The following is a 13,634-nucleotide window of genomic DNA, read 5'->3' on the forward strand; positions in this document are numbered from 1 at the left end:
GTGGTTTTTTATCTTTTCAGATTATTTTACTGTTGCAGTGCTTGTGATCAATTCAACAGCTTTCTTGATTGTGATATCGTGTTTCAACATGTCTGCTGAAAGCAAGCTTTGTACTTGGGCAACTTCCATGTTGTAATCTGCAGCCAATTGCTCGATTTCTTTTTGGATTTCTTCTTCAGTAGCGTCAAATCCTTCAGCTTTCGCAACTGCCTCGATAACAAGGTTAGTCTTAGTGCGTGACTCAGCTTCTGCTTCGTATTGTTTGTGAAGGTCTTCTTGAGTAGTTCCAGTGATTTGGAAGTACATGTCAGGGTTGATACCTTGACGTTGCAAGTTTCCAAGGAACTCATTTACTGAGCGGTGAACTTCTTCGTGGATCATTTCTTCTGGAAGTTCTACGATTTCAGCGTTTTCAACTGCTTTATCGATTGCTGCACCTTCAACGGCATCATTGTAAGCTTCTTCTTTAGCAGCAGCTAATTCTTTGCGGTATTTTTCTTTCAATTCGTCAAGAGTTTCAACTTCTTCGTCGATATCTTTTGCAAGTTCATCGTCAAGAGCTGGAACTTCTTTAGCTTTAACTTCGTGGATAGTTGTTACGAATTTAGCTTCTTTACCTGCAAGGTCTTCTGCTTGGTAGTCTTCTGGGAATGTTACGATAACATCAACAGTTTCACCAGCTGAATGTCCAACTAATTGGTCTTCGAAACCAGGGATGAATTGACCTGAACCAAGTCCAAGTGAGAAGTTTTCACCTTTTCCACCGTCAAATTCAACACCGTCGATAGAACCAACGAAATCGATAACAATAGTGTCGCCGTTTTCAGCAGCACCTTCTTTGATCACCAATTCAGCCAAGTTGTTGCGTTCACGTTCGATACGCTCTTCAACATCAGCGTCAGTTACTTCTTTATCTACATCAACTGATACTTCAAGGTTTTTGTATTCACCCAATTTTACTTCAGGTTTTGTAACAACTTCAGCAGTGATAACCCAATCTTGACCTTTTTCCATAGAAGTTACGTCAATTTTTGGTTGAGCAACTACTTCAAGTCCAGCTTCTTTAACAGCTGCTTCATAAGCGTCTGGCAAAAGAGCGTTCATTGCATCTTGGTAAAGTGCTTCTTCACCAAATTTTTGGTCGAAGATAGGACGTGGAAGGTGACCTTTACGGAAACCTGGAACGTTAAGAGTTTTCTTTACTGAGTTAAATACACGGTCCAATTCTGGTTTGATTTGGTCTTGAGAGATTGTGAAAGTCAAGACACCACGGTTTGTTTCTTTGTTTTCAAATGATACAGACATTCTGTCATTTCTCCTTAAAATTTTTAATACAGTCCATTATACCATATAGTAGCGAATTTTTTCAAGTAATGGATGCGCTTTTCGTCCATGCTTCAGTTATATCCTATATCCTCTAAAATTCATCAGGACCCACCAAATGATGTTGAAAAGCATAAACAGCTGCCTGGGTACGATCACTGACCTGAAGTTTGGCAAGAATATTGGAAACATGGGTTTTCACCGTCTTGAGGGAGATGAAGAGCTCATCTGCAATGCGCTGATTTTCATAGCCCTTGGCAATCAGTTGAAGGACATCGCGTTCTCGCGCAGTTAATTCTTCGTGCAGTTCGACGTGATTACGGTTATATTCTACCTTCTTGCTGACCTCTTGTTCAATTGCAAATTCACCGGCTGCTACCTTACGAACTGCGTGTAGCAACTCATCTGCGCTCGAAGTTTTGAGCATATAGCCTTTAGCCCCAGCATTTAAGACTGGCATGATTTTTTCATTGTCTAGATAAGAAGTCACAATCAAAATTTTAGCCTCCGGCCATTCTTTGAGAATAGCTAGAGTTGCGTCAATTCCGTTGACTTCAGGCATAACAATATCCATGACGATCACATCTGGACGAAGCTCCAAGGCCATGGAAATCCCTTCGGCTCCATTAGTTGCTTCTCCAACAACCTCTACATCATCTTGTAGTTCAAAATAACTTTTTAAACCAAGACGCACCATTTGGTGGTCATCTACTAATAATAGTTTCATTTTATTTCCTTTTGTTAATCAATCAAGCAAGGGGATCCGAATATCCACTGCCAAACCCTGCTTCGGTGCTGTTAGTAGTTGTACGGTCCCTGCCATATCTTCCACTCGTTCTTTGATATTCCGTAGTCCATAGCTTAGTTCATCAACATCATCTAACTGAAAACCGAGACCATTGTCTACTACCTTCAACTGCAATTCAGTTTCCGTTTGATAAAGATAAACATCTAGACAAGAAGCTTGGGCATGACGGAGAGTATTACTAATCAATTCTTGGACGATACGAAAGACATGCTCCTCAATCTTTTTAGGCAATTCGTCTACCTCATATTTAAAACTGACTTTGAGTTCACTTTTTTCTTCCAATTCTTTGAGAAGCAACTGTATCCCCTCAACCAGACTCTTTTGTTCCAGTTCAATAGGACGCAAATGCAAGAGTAGAATACGCAAATCTCTTTGGGCTGTCTCCAAAATAGCTGTTACACTCTGGAGTTGTGTCTGCATCTTCTCTTTGTCTAATCTGGAAGCTTGTTGACTGAGTCCTGATAAAATCATATGGGCAGCAAAAATTTCTTGGCTAACCGTATCATGCAAGTCACGCGCGATTCGCTTGCGCTCCTTTTCAATAATCACTTCTTCCTTGACCAAGGCTTGATTGTCCGCTTTTTGAATGGCTTCTGTCAATAAACCAAGCTTGCCTGACAGGTTTTTAAAACTTGCGTCTAAGTCGTCATCCCCTAGACTTTTAATATCTTTACCAGCCAGCAGATTCTTAAGATTTGCTTGGATTCTTCTTCTTGAAATTTCGTCAACCATTGTCCAAAATAGGACCAATAAAAAAGCAAGGGCAAGACTAAACATCAAAGCTAGAAATAGGACTTTTTCTGTCTTTTCTAAATCTTGGAAGAGAGAAGTCCACTCCAAATCTAAGACCTTAAAAATACTTCGAAACAGAAAAGCGACAAAGAGAAAAGAGGTGACACCAATTAAAATATAGGGTTGCTTTTTCATCCTCTCACCACCTCAACATCTCCAACCATCGTTGTCAAAAGAATCTTAACACTCTTGGGACTCTTGAGATAATCTCTGGTTTCTTGATGAAATTGCTCATTACGCAAAGCACGTTTAGGCTGGTCAAAAAAGGTTAAATCTCCGTACAGAGAATTGACGCTTAGGCTGACTTCTACATCCACTGGTACGATAATTCTAGTCGTACCAACCAGTTTTCTCAAGATAATGACATTATCATGATTGCTCAAAATCACGTGCTCTAGATGAATGGTATCCTTCCCCATAAGGCGAAAGAGATTGATATCATCAAAACGACAGGTCTGGTAACTTGAAAAATGGTGGAGATTTCCAAACCAACGATTTTTCTCCCTCTTTACTGTCACAACTTCTTCAAAAACCAGATTGGTATCTTCTCTTTCCTGGTTCATCATAGGGTAAAGCAGGAACAGGCTGTAAATCAAGGCTACAAAGATGGCTAAAATGACAAAGGGATTGAGCATGATGATAAAGAAAAATAGGATGCTCACCGCCACTAAAATAAAGTTATTTCCCTGTTTTCCAGTATAATATCGAATTAGCAGTAAAAACAAGAGCAAAATCAGTAGAAAACGGGAAAAATGCTCTGATACCATCATAATCAGAGCTCCTGTCAATAAACAAGCTTCAATAAATAGAAAAATTTGAAATTTTCGCATGTATCCGTCCTCTCTATTTAATTGTATCACAAATCCCAAAAGTCACATCCGTCTGAGGAATGATAAAGAGGTCGGGACTAAAATCCCGACCTCTTTCTTTACATTTGGTCTTTTGCTTCTTTTAATTTCCCATATAGGAGATAGTCGACCTCTTGCAAATCCTCAATTTTTTTACAATTAAGGGCACACATAATCAAGCGTAGGTCTTCCTTCCAACCTTCAACAATGGAAATAACGACATCAACAGAGTAATTTTCAACCAGCTCTAACATAGTGCGTGATAGACCAACTGCCTTGGCTCCAAACACCAAGCATTTGATGATATCTAGTGGATTGCGAACTCCTCCACTAACTAAAAGTTCCATCTTGTCTTTCCAGTCTTGGGCATTCAGAAGAGCTTGCATGGTCGATTGCCCCCAGTCATTGAGGTAGTCACGCTGTCCACTGCGACGGTTTTCGATATAGGCAAAGCTCGTTCCCCCACGACCAGACAAATCAACTGTTCTTATCCCTATCTCGTATGCCTTAGCAATGGTTTTCACATCCATACCAAAGCCGACTTCTTTTAAAACAAGAGGTACAGAAATCTGATTAGCATAATCTTTCAGATTATGCTTCCATAATCTAAATTGACGTTCACCCTCTGGCATGAGCAATTCCTGCATGACATTAACATGAACTTGTAAGAGAAGGGGATTCATCTCTTTGACTGTTTGTAATCCTAGTTCTACAGGTTTGTCTAAGCCAATATTGGTTCCAAGAAGGAGGTCAGGGTAACTAGTTTTGACTGAAAAAGAGTCATCTGAAGGATCCTTGAGAGCAGCACTGTAGGAACCCGTTACAAATAAAATCCCACAAGCTTCAGCCACCTGAGCCAATTTTTGATTGATTTCTCTCCCCTTATCGCTTCCACCCGTCATGGCATTTATATAAAATGGGAAATCCCATTTTCGTCCTGCAAATTCTGTCGAAAGATCAATTTCATCTAAGTCATATAAGGGTAGCGAAGAATGAATCAGTTCAACTTCATCAAAACTATTATAAGTACTGTTTTGTTCAAGGGCATAGCGGATGTGTTCATCCTTCCGATTTATCGTCATGTCCTATCCTTTCTTGATACAAGAGCTCAATCCCAAGATCAGCCCAGCGTTTTTTCAGTAATGTGGTTGAATCTTGGTCAAAGCTAAGTGCAATCCCACAGTCTCCTCCACCAGCACCACTACTCTTAGCAACAGCTTTCAAGTCTCGGCTGGCATTTTTTAATTGCATTAGCAAAGGTGTGTAAATATCTGAACTCAAGCCTTCTAAAAGTTGGCTGGCTTGTTCCAGCAAGTCAATAATGGTTTCTTCTTGACCTACCTCCAAAGCCTTTACCAAGTTGGCTACTGTTTCTTTTGAAGTCTGTAAAAAGCTAGAGTTCATATTATCCTTGATTTGCTTGACCATGTGACTTGATACAGCCACTTCCTTGGTCCAACCAACCAGAAAGTCAAATGTCAAGACCGGTTCAACACTCCTAATAGAAAAGCCCCAGTCACGTGCTAATACAGCTTGCAGTTCTTCCTTTTCTAGCCATTGTGCCACTTTCTCGCGGTCAAATGACTGATAGAGGACGAGGTTTTCTGATACGATACAGGCAATGTCCCCCATGGAGCCATTGTCCCCACGTTTAAGAAGTACAGCACTCGCCAATTTAAACAAGAGTTCTCTGTCAGCTAATCTTTCATAGAAGGCAAGCATGGTCTTTATGACCAAAACAACCACACTGCCACTAGAACCCAAGCCGAATTTCTTCCCCTCACGCTCCATTTTCCCACGAATGTCTAAAGAAAAAGGCTGCGGTTCAACTCCTTGGGCAGTTAGATACTCCTCCACCAAGGCAACTGTTTCTTGAATCAAGGCATAAGAAGAATCCGGTCGCAAGTCTACACTATAGGAAAACATATCTGAGTAGAGTCGATAATTATTAGACGCTTTAATCTCAGCCGTCATATAGATGGGAATAGCCTTGATTAGCGCCAACTGTCCTGGTTCTAAAATGGCATACTCCCCAGCCCAATAGAGCTTCCCACAAGTTTTAACAATCGTCATCTTGGCTCAAATCCTTTGTTTTTGAAACGATTAAGCGATAGCGTTGACCTAAAAGTTCTGATAAGTGTTCCAAGTCTTTTTCTAAACAAAGAACCTTTACATTAGGCCCTGCATCCATGGTAAAGTAGCAAGATTCTCCTTTTTCTCTAAGCTGACGAACAAAATCCATTGCCTCGTAACTAGCATCTGTCAGATAAGAGAAGGATGGAGTTGCAGTTTTTGTCGTAGCATGCATAGCCAAGGCGTTCTTCTCTGTCAATTCTCCAACTTTCTTAAAGTCATTTTCCTTGAGGTAGACTAACATATCCTTGTAATCTTGTTCAGATTGACGAATCCACTCATCAAAAGTCGTAGAAGTTTCGACACAAAGCTTCATCCCATCTCGACTGGAAATTGGTTTTTTCTGGTCTTCCAAGACCAACATAATCATAGCTAGTTTCAAGTCAGTCTCAACTGGATAGATCTCTCCACTATCCTTGTCCCAGGCTGCCAAGGGGCCATAAAAACTACGAGATGAAGAACCCGACGCAAACTTAGCTTCCAAGGCCAATTCTCTGCGATTCAGCCCAAGTTGGAAATAGGCATTACAAGCTTTGACCAAGGCAGATAAACCACTGGAACTTGAAGAAAGGCCTGCTGCTGTTGGCATATTGTTCTTGGTATAGATACGAACAAACCCTGCTCCTTCAGGACGGTAGCGGTCAATGATTTTACTCATCTTTTTATGTTCAGCTTCATTTTGCAACTGACCATTGATGTAAAAAGCATCCGCCTTTGCATCTGCTGGTAAAGGAGAAAGGGTCGTCTCCGTATACATATTTTCTAAGGTTAGAGAGATACTGCTAGTCGCAGGAACCATCTCTTTTTCTGCTTTCTTTCCCCAATATTTAATAATAGCAATATTGGCATAGGAACGTACTGTTACAGGCTTTCGATCCATGTCTGAACAGCTCCTTTCTCTTCTAATCTTTCAGCTAAATCTTGAGCTTGGTGATAGTCGGCTACTAAGGCGATGATGCAGCCTCCTAGACCACCACCACTCATCTTGGCACCTAAAGCGCCATGTTCGAGAGCAGTTTCAACCAAGGCATCTGCCTCAGAGCTACTAACTCCAATTTCCTTTAGATTTCCATGTGCTTTGGTAAGAATCTCTCCCAGCTTCACGACATCTTTTGTTTTTATTGCTTCTTCTGCTTGCTGGGTCAACTCTCCAAGTGCATACAAGAAAGGTAAAGCTTCCTTACCCTTGCTCTCTACAACTTGAATAGCTTCACGAGTGTGTCCATAGACTCCTGTATCTGCAATGACCAGATAAGCCGACAAGTCCATGGCTAGTTCTTCAAAACCAACATTCTTGATAAAACGAATAGGCTGGTCACTAAGGCAGGTCTTAGCATCCAATCCACTAGGATTCATATGGGCAATCATCTCAGCGCGATTGACCAGAATTTCTAACACATATCGCGGTAGTTCTGCTTGGTAATAATCAAATACAGCGCGAATAGCCGCAATGCTAATGGCTGCCGAAGAACCCATTCCACGTTTTTCTGGAATAGCAGAGTCAATTTGGCAACGGATGTATGCATCTTTGATATTCAGATACTCTAGGGAAGCATAAACTGCCATGGACAAGGTGTCCTCTTCAAAAAGACGCCATGGTGTCGCTGCTGGAACCACCCGACAAGTCACTTTAACCTCTAAAAGAGGCAAAGAGATGGCTGGATAGCCGTAAACCACTGCATGCTCTCCTATTAAAATAATTTTACTATGTGCCTGACCGACACCAACTTCTTTTGTCATTTAATCCTACTATCAGACGAAAAGCGTCTGTTTCTAGATAAAATTTTAGAACTTTATTCCTTTCTATTTTATTATATTTTCACAAAAAAAGCGATTGTTTCCTTCACAATCGCTTGTTTTCATTACTGAACCCACTCACCATTATAGTTGACGTAGTAGCCACCTACAGTAGTATTCACAGCCAAGGCACCTGAACTATAAGCATAGTACCATTTCCCATTAACTTGGAACCAGCCTGTCACCATAGCTCCTGACGAACGAAGATAATACCAAGTATTATCGACATAAATCCAGCCAGTTTTCATATCACCATTTTGAGCATCTAAATAATACCAAGTTGAACCATCTAGATACCAACCGGTCGCCATAGCACCTGATGAACGGAGATAGTACCACTTGTTACCAAGATACTGCCAACCAGTTTGCATTGCAGCGGTTGTTGGATCGAGATAGTACCAAGTCGAATTGTCGTTAATCCAACCAGCACGTCTTTCTCCACCAAGGTAGTCTTTTCCTGAAGAACCTGTTTTTGCTAGGTAATACCAGTTAGACTGATCATAAAGCCAACCTGTTTTTAATGAGTGATCTTGATCAAAGTAGTAGTTTGCTAATTTAAGAACTTCTGGGCCTTCAAAGCCTTCACCATGCTTTTTGCCAACAGTTAACGAATACTTAGCCTCTAATTGTTGCCAGCCAACAAACTCTTGTAGTACGCCATCTTTATCAAAATAGTACCACTTGTGTTGAAGACCGATTTCATTAACTGGTTGGTTATCTAACAAATCATCACGATAACCTGTTCCAGGAATTTCTATATATTGCCAGCCAACTACCATTTCTCCTTTATCACCAAAATAGTAAGTTTTACCGTCTATTTTATGCCAATAGATTGCTTTATGGTCATCTTTTATATAATATTTTCTATTGTCCTTATCGACAAACTGTCCACCTGTAGTGTCCGCAAATACTGTATTTGTTGCTAACAAAACAAAAAAGAATACTGCCAAACCGACTTGCATCATTTTTTTCAAAAATTTCATTCTTGTTTCCTCCAAAATGATTGTAGCAAAGATTAAATCATATGTCAACATTTCAACAACTCAAAAAAAGCAGTTACAAAACTGCAACTGCTTTTCTATTCTTGCATGGTGTAACCAACACCACGCACGGTTTTAATGTAGCTCTTTTGACCTTTCACGTCAAGTTTGCTACGTAGATAACGGATATAAACATCCACGATATTGGTTTCGGTCGCACTTTCATACTTCCAAACACTTTCCAGCAACTGCTCTCGAGTTAAAACTTTCTTGCTTCCCATAAGGGTAGCCAAAAGGTCATATTCACGACGTGTGAGGGCAATCATTTCCTCACCACGATAGACAGTATGATGTTCTACGTCCATACGCAGATTGCGATAGGATGTCGGAACCTTCATTTGACTACAGTGTTGGTCGATAAAATCCCGACCTCGGAAAATTGCTGCAATACGAGCCACCAAATCATCAATAATGACTGGCTTGTAGATATATGAAACAGCGAAACGCTGGATTGTTTCAAGTTGGTCTTGCAATTCTTCTCGATGGTCCAAGACTATAATAACCGAAGCTGGCTTAGTCCGACTCAACTGTTCTGCAAAACCCTGGGCTGTCATATCCCCTAGATGAGCATTCAGTAAAATCAAGTCATAGTCAGTCTGAAGAGCCATGGAGAGGGCTTTTTGACCCTCTTCTACCTGATCAACTCGGTATTGCTCTTTTTGGAGTTCCAGACTTAAAAAATGAGCTAGATTTCTTTCTTTCTCAAGTAATAAAATCCGTTTCCCCATGGCTGACCTACTTATTTTTCGTCATACCAAGAGTAGTGGAATGTTCCTTCTTTGTCTTTACGTTGATATGTGTGGGCACCAAAGTAATCACGTTGTGCTTGGATCAAGTTTGCTGGAAGGTCAGCTGAACGGTAGCTATCAAAGTAAGTGATGGCAGCTGAGAAGGTTGGTACTGGTACACCTGCTTGAACAGCAAGAGCTACGATATCACGAACTGATTGTTGATACTTAGCTGTTACATCCAAGAAGTACTCATCCAAAAGAAGGTTAGCAAGGTCTGCATCACGGTTGTAAGCATCTGTAATCTTTTGCAAGAAACGAGAACGGATGATACATCCATCGCGCCAGATAGATGCGATATCTGCAAATGGCAAGTTCCAGTTATTTTCTTTAGAAGCTACACGCAATTGCGCAAAACCTTGTGCGTAAGAGATGATTTTTGAGAAGTAAAGGGCTTGACGGATCTTTTCAATCAACTCAGCCTTGTCTCCTTCAAATTTGAAAGCGGCTGGTTTTGGAAGTACCTTGCTAGCGTGTACACGTTCTTCTTTATAAGTTGAAATGTAGCGCGCAAATACTGACTCAGTAATCAGTGACAATGGCACACCAAGGTCAAGAGCTGATTGGCTAGTCCATTTACCGGTTCCCTTGTTTCCTGCAGCATCCAAGATGTAGTCTACGATTGGACCATCTTGACCTTCGTCGTCTTTGCGTCCAAGAATATCCGCAGTGATTTCGATCAAGTAGCTGTCTAATTCGCCTTTGTTCCACTCAGTAAAGATTTCAGCCATGTCTTCTGCAGAAAGTCCAAGCAAGTGTTGCATCAAGTCATAGCTTTCTGCAATCAATTGCATATCACCGTACTCGATACCATTGTGGACCATTTTCACATAGTGACCAGCTCCATCAGGACCGATGTAAGTCACACATGGTTTACCATCTTCTGGTGCTTTTGCAGAGATTTCTTCAAGAACATCTGCTACCAATTCATAAGCTTCTTTTTGTCCACCAGGCATGATAGAAGGACCTTCAAGGGCACCTTTTTCACCACCAGAAACACCTGTACCAATGAAGTTGATACCTGAGTTTGCCAACTCTTCGTTACGACGGATAGTATCTTTGTAGAACGTATTTCCTCCATCAATCAAGATATCGCCTTTGTCCAAGTGTGGAAGAAGGGCTTGGATGGTTGCGTCTGTACCAGGTCCTGCTTGAACCATAAGCATGATACGACGTGGCTTTTCGATAGAGTTTACGAAGCTTTCGATATCATAGCTTGGCACAAAGTTCTTTTCAGGATGGCAAGCAACAACATCTTCTGTTTTTTCTTTACTACGGTTATAAATGGCAACTGTATAGCCACGAGATTCAATATTAAGGGCAAGGTTACGACCCATTACGGCCATACCAACAACACCAAAGTTTGCTTTTGTCATGTGACACTCCTCTTATTTAATATGTTTTATTTTATCACGTTTATCTGTGAAAAGAAAGAATTTTATAACAATTTGACTAGTAGTCTAAATCATCCGCATGGCCAGAACCATTCCCAACAAAGTATCCTGTCTTACAGTTTAGAGTGAAGAGATAAGTTCCATCTGGTTTATAAAGGTTGTAATAACCATTGCCATTAACGATATTTACAGGTTCCAAGATATATTGGTTTCCAGTGATATATCCACGTGCACGGGATGTCTCAAGTATTCGTTCAAGGACACCATCTGCAAAAGTCCAAGCAGGATTACTACTATCACTTACAGCGGCTTGATTATACGGTACTCGACTGACACTTCTTTGCAAATTAACGCCTTCGCTCGACAAGCCACCATTCGTAGATGACGCAGTCTCATTTGTTGAAGTAGATGGACTGCTTTCTGTCGTTGGGCTTGACGCTTCTTGGCTAGCGGCTGACGTTGAAGCTGCACTTGTTGTTGTACTTGCTAATTGACTCTTACCAAGACTGATTGCTTTGTCTAGAAGTTTATCAATTTCTGTATTACCAGTCTTGATATCTGTAAATTTAGCATCCGCTTTAATTTTTGCATTTGTATCCAAAACACCATCTGTAATAGCTGGAGTTTCAAATTGAGAATTTACTTCTTGAATTGCTTTTATCTGTGTTTCTAAGCTATCATATTTTGATTTGGCTAGAGTATGTTCTCTCGCTCCTTCAAGTTTATCTAGAAGTTCCTTCAATTGATTCAGTTGACTAAACTGGCTATTTTTAAGAGCTGTTTTGTTTTCATCAGTATAAAACGTGTCGTAGAGCGCATTAAATTGTTCATAGACCGACTGATTGCTTACCAAGCCTGAATCTGCAGCCTTAGTTTGAAGTTCTTGAGAAGAGCGCGCAATCTGACGATAAACGTAATAGCCACCTCCAAAAATCAAGAGGAATAGCAAAATAATGGCTGACAAAATCGCCCATTTCTTTTTATTTTTTGGTTCATCATCAACTTCAGTAGAACGAGAAAAAGGTTGTAGCTGATCTTCATTTTCCTCATAAACCACTCCCACTTCGGAGTTTTCTACCTCAGTCATTTCAACAGCTTCCAATTCATCCTTAAAAGGTTGCTCGAGAATTCTCGTTTCCTCTTCTTCAGCTTCTTGAACAACGATTTCAGTTGTCTCTGCAGCTACTGCAAGAGCAATTGCTTCCTCTTCTGAACTTAATGCACTTTCTTGTTCAGTTGTTTCTCTCACTTCCTGAATCATATCGTCCAAGCTTTGAGTGGATTCCTCTTTTTTCGTTTGTAAATTTTCAAATTTGTCTGCTTCGATTTCTTCACGGTGTTGCTTGATATATTTGTCTAAGATGGTATCATCTGGAGTCACACCTGCTTCAACCTCTTCGTTCTTACGAATAGCCTGACCAACCGTTAAATCTTTAGCCTCTTCAAATTCAAATTTAGATTCTTGCTCACCTTTATGATGACGATCGCGTCTTTTCTTACTCATCTGCATTCCTTTCTTTTTTAACATCTTGCCTTTTCACACGTTGACCAAAATATTGATATAAATCAACTTTCAAGGTACCGTTATAGAGTTTCCGTTTTTTATCTGCCTGACTACCATATTTACTTTCAAAAGCTTCATCACTGGTCAGGATAAATTTACTCCAGGTTTTAAGTGGTGCAAATACCTCTCCCATCTCAGCATAGAGCTTTGTTACTCCTGCGTCATCTGATAAGCGTTCCCCATATGGTGGATTCGAAATAATAACCCCATTAATCTTATCTGTTCGCAAATCCTGCACGCGCATCTGCTTAAAGTGTATATCCTTAGAAACCCCTGCAGCCTGAGCATTTGCCTTAGCAATTTCCACCATGCGGCCATCGATATCACAGCCCATGATGTCTAGCTCAATCTCACGATTAATCTTCTTGCTAGCTTCCGTACGAATTTGCTGAATTAACCGGTCGTTAACCCAGTTCCAATCCTCGAAAGCAAAGGAACGGCGTAAGCCTGGCGCCATATTACGAGCAATCATAGCTGCCTCAATACAGAAGGTCCCTGAACCACAGGTTGGATCGATCAAAGGTTTATCTGGATACCAGTTTGATAATTGCAGAATTGCTGCTGCCATGTTCTCTTTAATAGGAGCACCACCTTTTTCAGTACGATAACCTCGTTTGAAAAGACTAGAGCCACTTGTGTCAATCATGATAGTCGCAACATCTTTAAGAATTGAAACCTCTATTTTAAACTCTGGACCATTTTCCATCAGCGGAACACCTTCTGGTCGAGCATAATGTTTCTGCAACTTCTTCACAACTGCTTTTTTAGAAATAGCTTGAACACTAGGTTCATTATGAAGTTTTGATTTGACACACTTAGCCTTTGAAATTGGAAAACGCGCTCCAAGTGGTAAATAGTTTTCCCAATCTAAGGCAAAAACTCCTTGAAAAAGTTCTTCAAATGTTTTTGCAGGAAAAGTCCCAACAACAATCTTAATCCTATCTGCAGCTCGTAGCCACAAATTGGTTTCAATAATTGTCTTTACATCTCCTTCAAAGCGAACGCGACCATTCTCAACTTGACAGTCATAGCCAAGTGCACGCACTTCCCGACCTACAACAGCCTCTAAGCCTGCTGCAGCAGTCGCGATTAAATTAAATGTTTGTTTCATGTCAGTCTTTAAAGACCTTTCTCTTGTTCACCTTTA

At 40.6% G+C, this 13,634-nt stretch carries 13 protein-coding genes; all 13 read right to left on the minus strand.

Going from position 1 to position 13,634, the window contains the following annotated elements; all coding sequences use genetic code 11:
* Positions 1–21: 21 nt before the first annotated feature.
* The 13 genes from tig to ACLNCS_RS02090 all read right to left on the minus strand — a co-directional run bounded on the left by tig (position 22) and on the right by ACLNCS_RS02090 (position 13,598).
* Positions 22–1,305, minus strand: coding sequence for a trigger factor (tig, locus tag ACLNCS_RS02030; RefSeq protein ID WP_424846999.1), 1,284 nt, complete (start codon positions 1,303–1,305; stop codon positions 22–24).
* 112 nt (positions 1,306–1,417) lie between these two features.
* Positions 1,418–2,050, minus strand: coding sequence for a response regulator (locus ACLNCS_RS02035; protein WP_424847001.1), 633 nt, complete (start codon positions 2,048–2,050; stop codon positions 1,418–1,420).
* A gap of 18 nt (positions 2,051–2,068) precedes the next feature.
* A complete protein-coding gene (locus ACLNCS_RS02040; protein ID WP_281137749.1) occupies positions 2,069–3,058 on the minus strand; it encodes a sensor histidine kinase in 990 nt (329 codons plus the stop codon).
* Complete coding sequence (gene liaF, locus ACLNCS_RS02045; protein ID WP_281137748.1) at positions 3,055–3,753, minus strand: cell wall-active antibiotics response protein LiaF; 699 nt, start codon at positions 3,751–3,753, stop codon at positions 3,055–3,057. Before liaF ends, ACLNCS_RS02040 begins: the two co-directional genes overlap by 4 nt.
* A gap of 98 nt (positions 3,754–3,851) precedes the next feature.
* Positions 3,852–4,853: a type 2 isopentenyl-diphosphate Delta-isomerase gene (gene fni, locus ACLNCS_RS02050; protein WP_424847004.1), complete on the minus strand. Its 1,002-nt coding sequence runs from the start codon at positions 4,851–4,853 to the stop codon at positions 3,852–3,854.
* Complete coding sequence (locus tag ACLNCS_RS02055) at positions 4,831–5,844, minus strand: phosphomevalonate kinase (RefSeq protein WP_070677087.1); 1,014 nt, start codon at positions 5,842–5,844, stop codon at positions 4,831–4,833. Before ACLNCS_RS02055 ends, fni begins: the two co-directional genes overlap by 23 nt.
* Positions 5,831–6,784, minus strand: a complete 954-nt coding sequence (gene mvaD, locus ACLNCS_RS02060; RefSeq protein ID WP_070677086.1) for a diphosphomevalonate decarboxylase — start codon at positions 6,782–6,784, stop codon at positions 5,831–5,833. Before mvaD ends, ACLNCS_RS02055 begins: the two co-directional genes overlap by 14 nt.
* Positions 6,766–7,644 (minus strand): mevalonate kinase, encoded by an 879-nt coding sequence (gene mvk, locus ACLNCS_RS02065; protein WP_070677085.1) that lies wholly within the window; start codon positions 7,642–7,644, stop codon positions 6,766–6,768. Before mvk ends, mvaD begins: the two co-directional genes overlap by 19 nt.
* Positions 7,645–7,766: 122 nt before the next feature.
* Positions 7,767–8,684 carry an N-acetylmuramoyl-L-alanine amidase family protein gene (locus ACLNCS_RS02070; RefSeq protein ID WP_424847007.1) on the minus strand — a complete coding sequence of 306 codons (918 nt, stop codon included), beginning with the start codon at positions 8,682–8,684 and terminating at the stop codon, positions 7,767–7,769.
* A gap of 95 nt (positions 8,685–8,779) precedes the next feature.
* Positions 8,780–9,469 carry a response regulator transcription factor gene (locus ACLNCS_RS02075; RefSeq protein ID WP_006147978.1) on the minus strand — a complete coding sequence of 230 codons (690 nt, stop codon included), beginning with the start codon at positions 9,467–9,469 and terminating at the stop codon, positions 8,780–8,782.
* Positions 9,470–9,480: 11 nt separating this feature from the next.
* Positions 9,481–10,905, minus strand: coding sequence for an NADP-dependent phosphogluconate dehydrogenase (gene gndA / locus ACLNCS_RS02080; RefSeq protein WP_045614364.1), 1,425 nt, complete (start codon positions 10,903–10,905; stop codon positions 9,481–9,483).
* Positions 10,906–10,981: 76 nt separating this feature from the next.
* Positions 10,982–12,427: a cell division site-positioning protein MapZ gene (gene mapZ / locus ACLNCS_RS02085; RefSeq protein WP_178895372.1), complete on the minus strand. Its 1,446-nt coding sequence runs from the start codon at positions 12,425–12,427 to the stop codon at positions 10,982–10,984.
* Positions 12,420–13,598 carry a THUMP domain-containing class I SAM-dependent RNA methyltransferase gene (locus ACLNCS_RS02090; RefSeq protein WP_424847010.1) on the minus strand — a complete coding sequence of 393 codons (1,179 nt, stop codon included), beginning with the start codon at positions 13,596–13,598 and terminating at the stop codon, positions 12,420–12,422. The genes mapZ and ACLNCS_RS02090 overlap by 8 nt, the downstream gene beginning before the upstream one ends.
* Between the last annotated feature and the right edge of the window lie 36 nt (positions 13,599–13,634).

This window comes from Streptococcus sp. CL9.43 (assembly GCF_049737935.1).
In the GTDB taxonomy this organism is placed as follows: Bacteria; Bacillota; Bacilli; order Lactobacillales; family Streptococcaceae; genus Streptococcus; species Streptococcus infantis_I.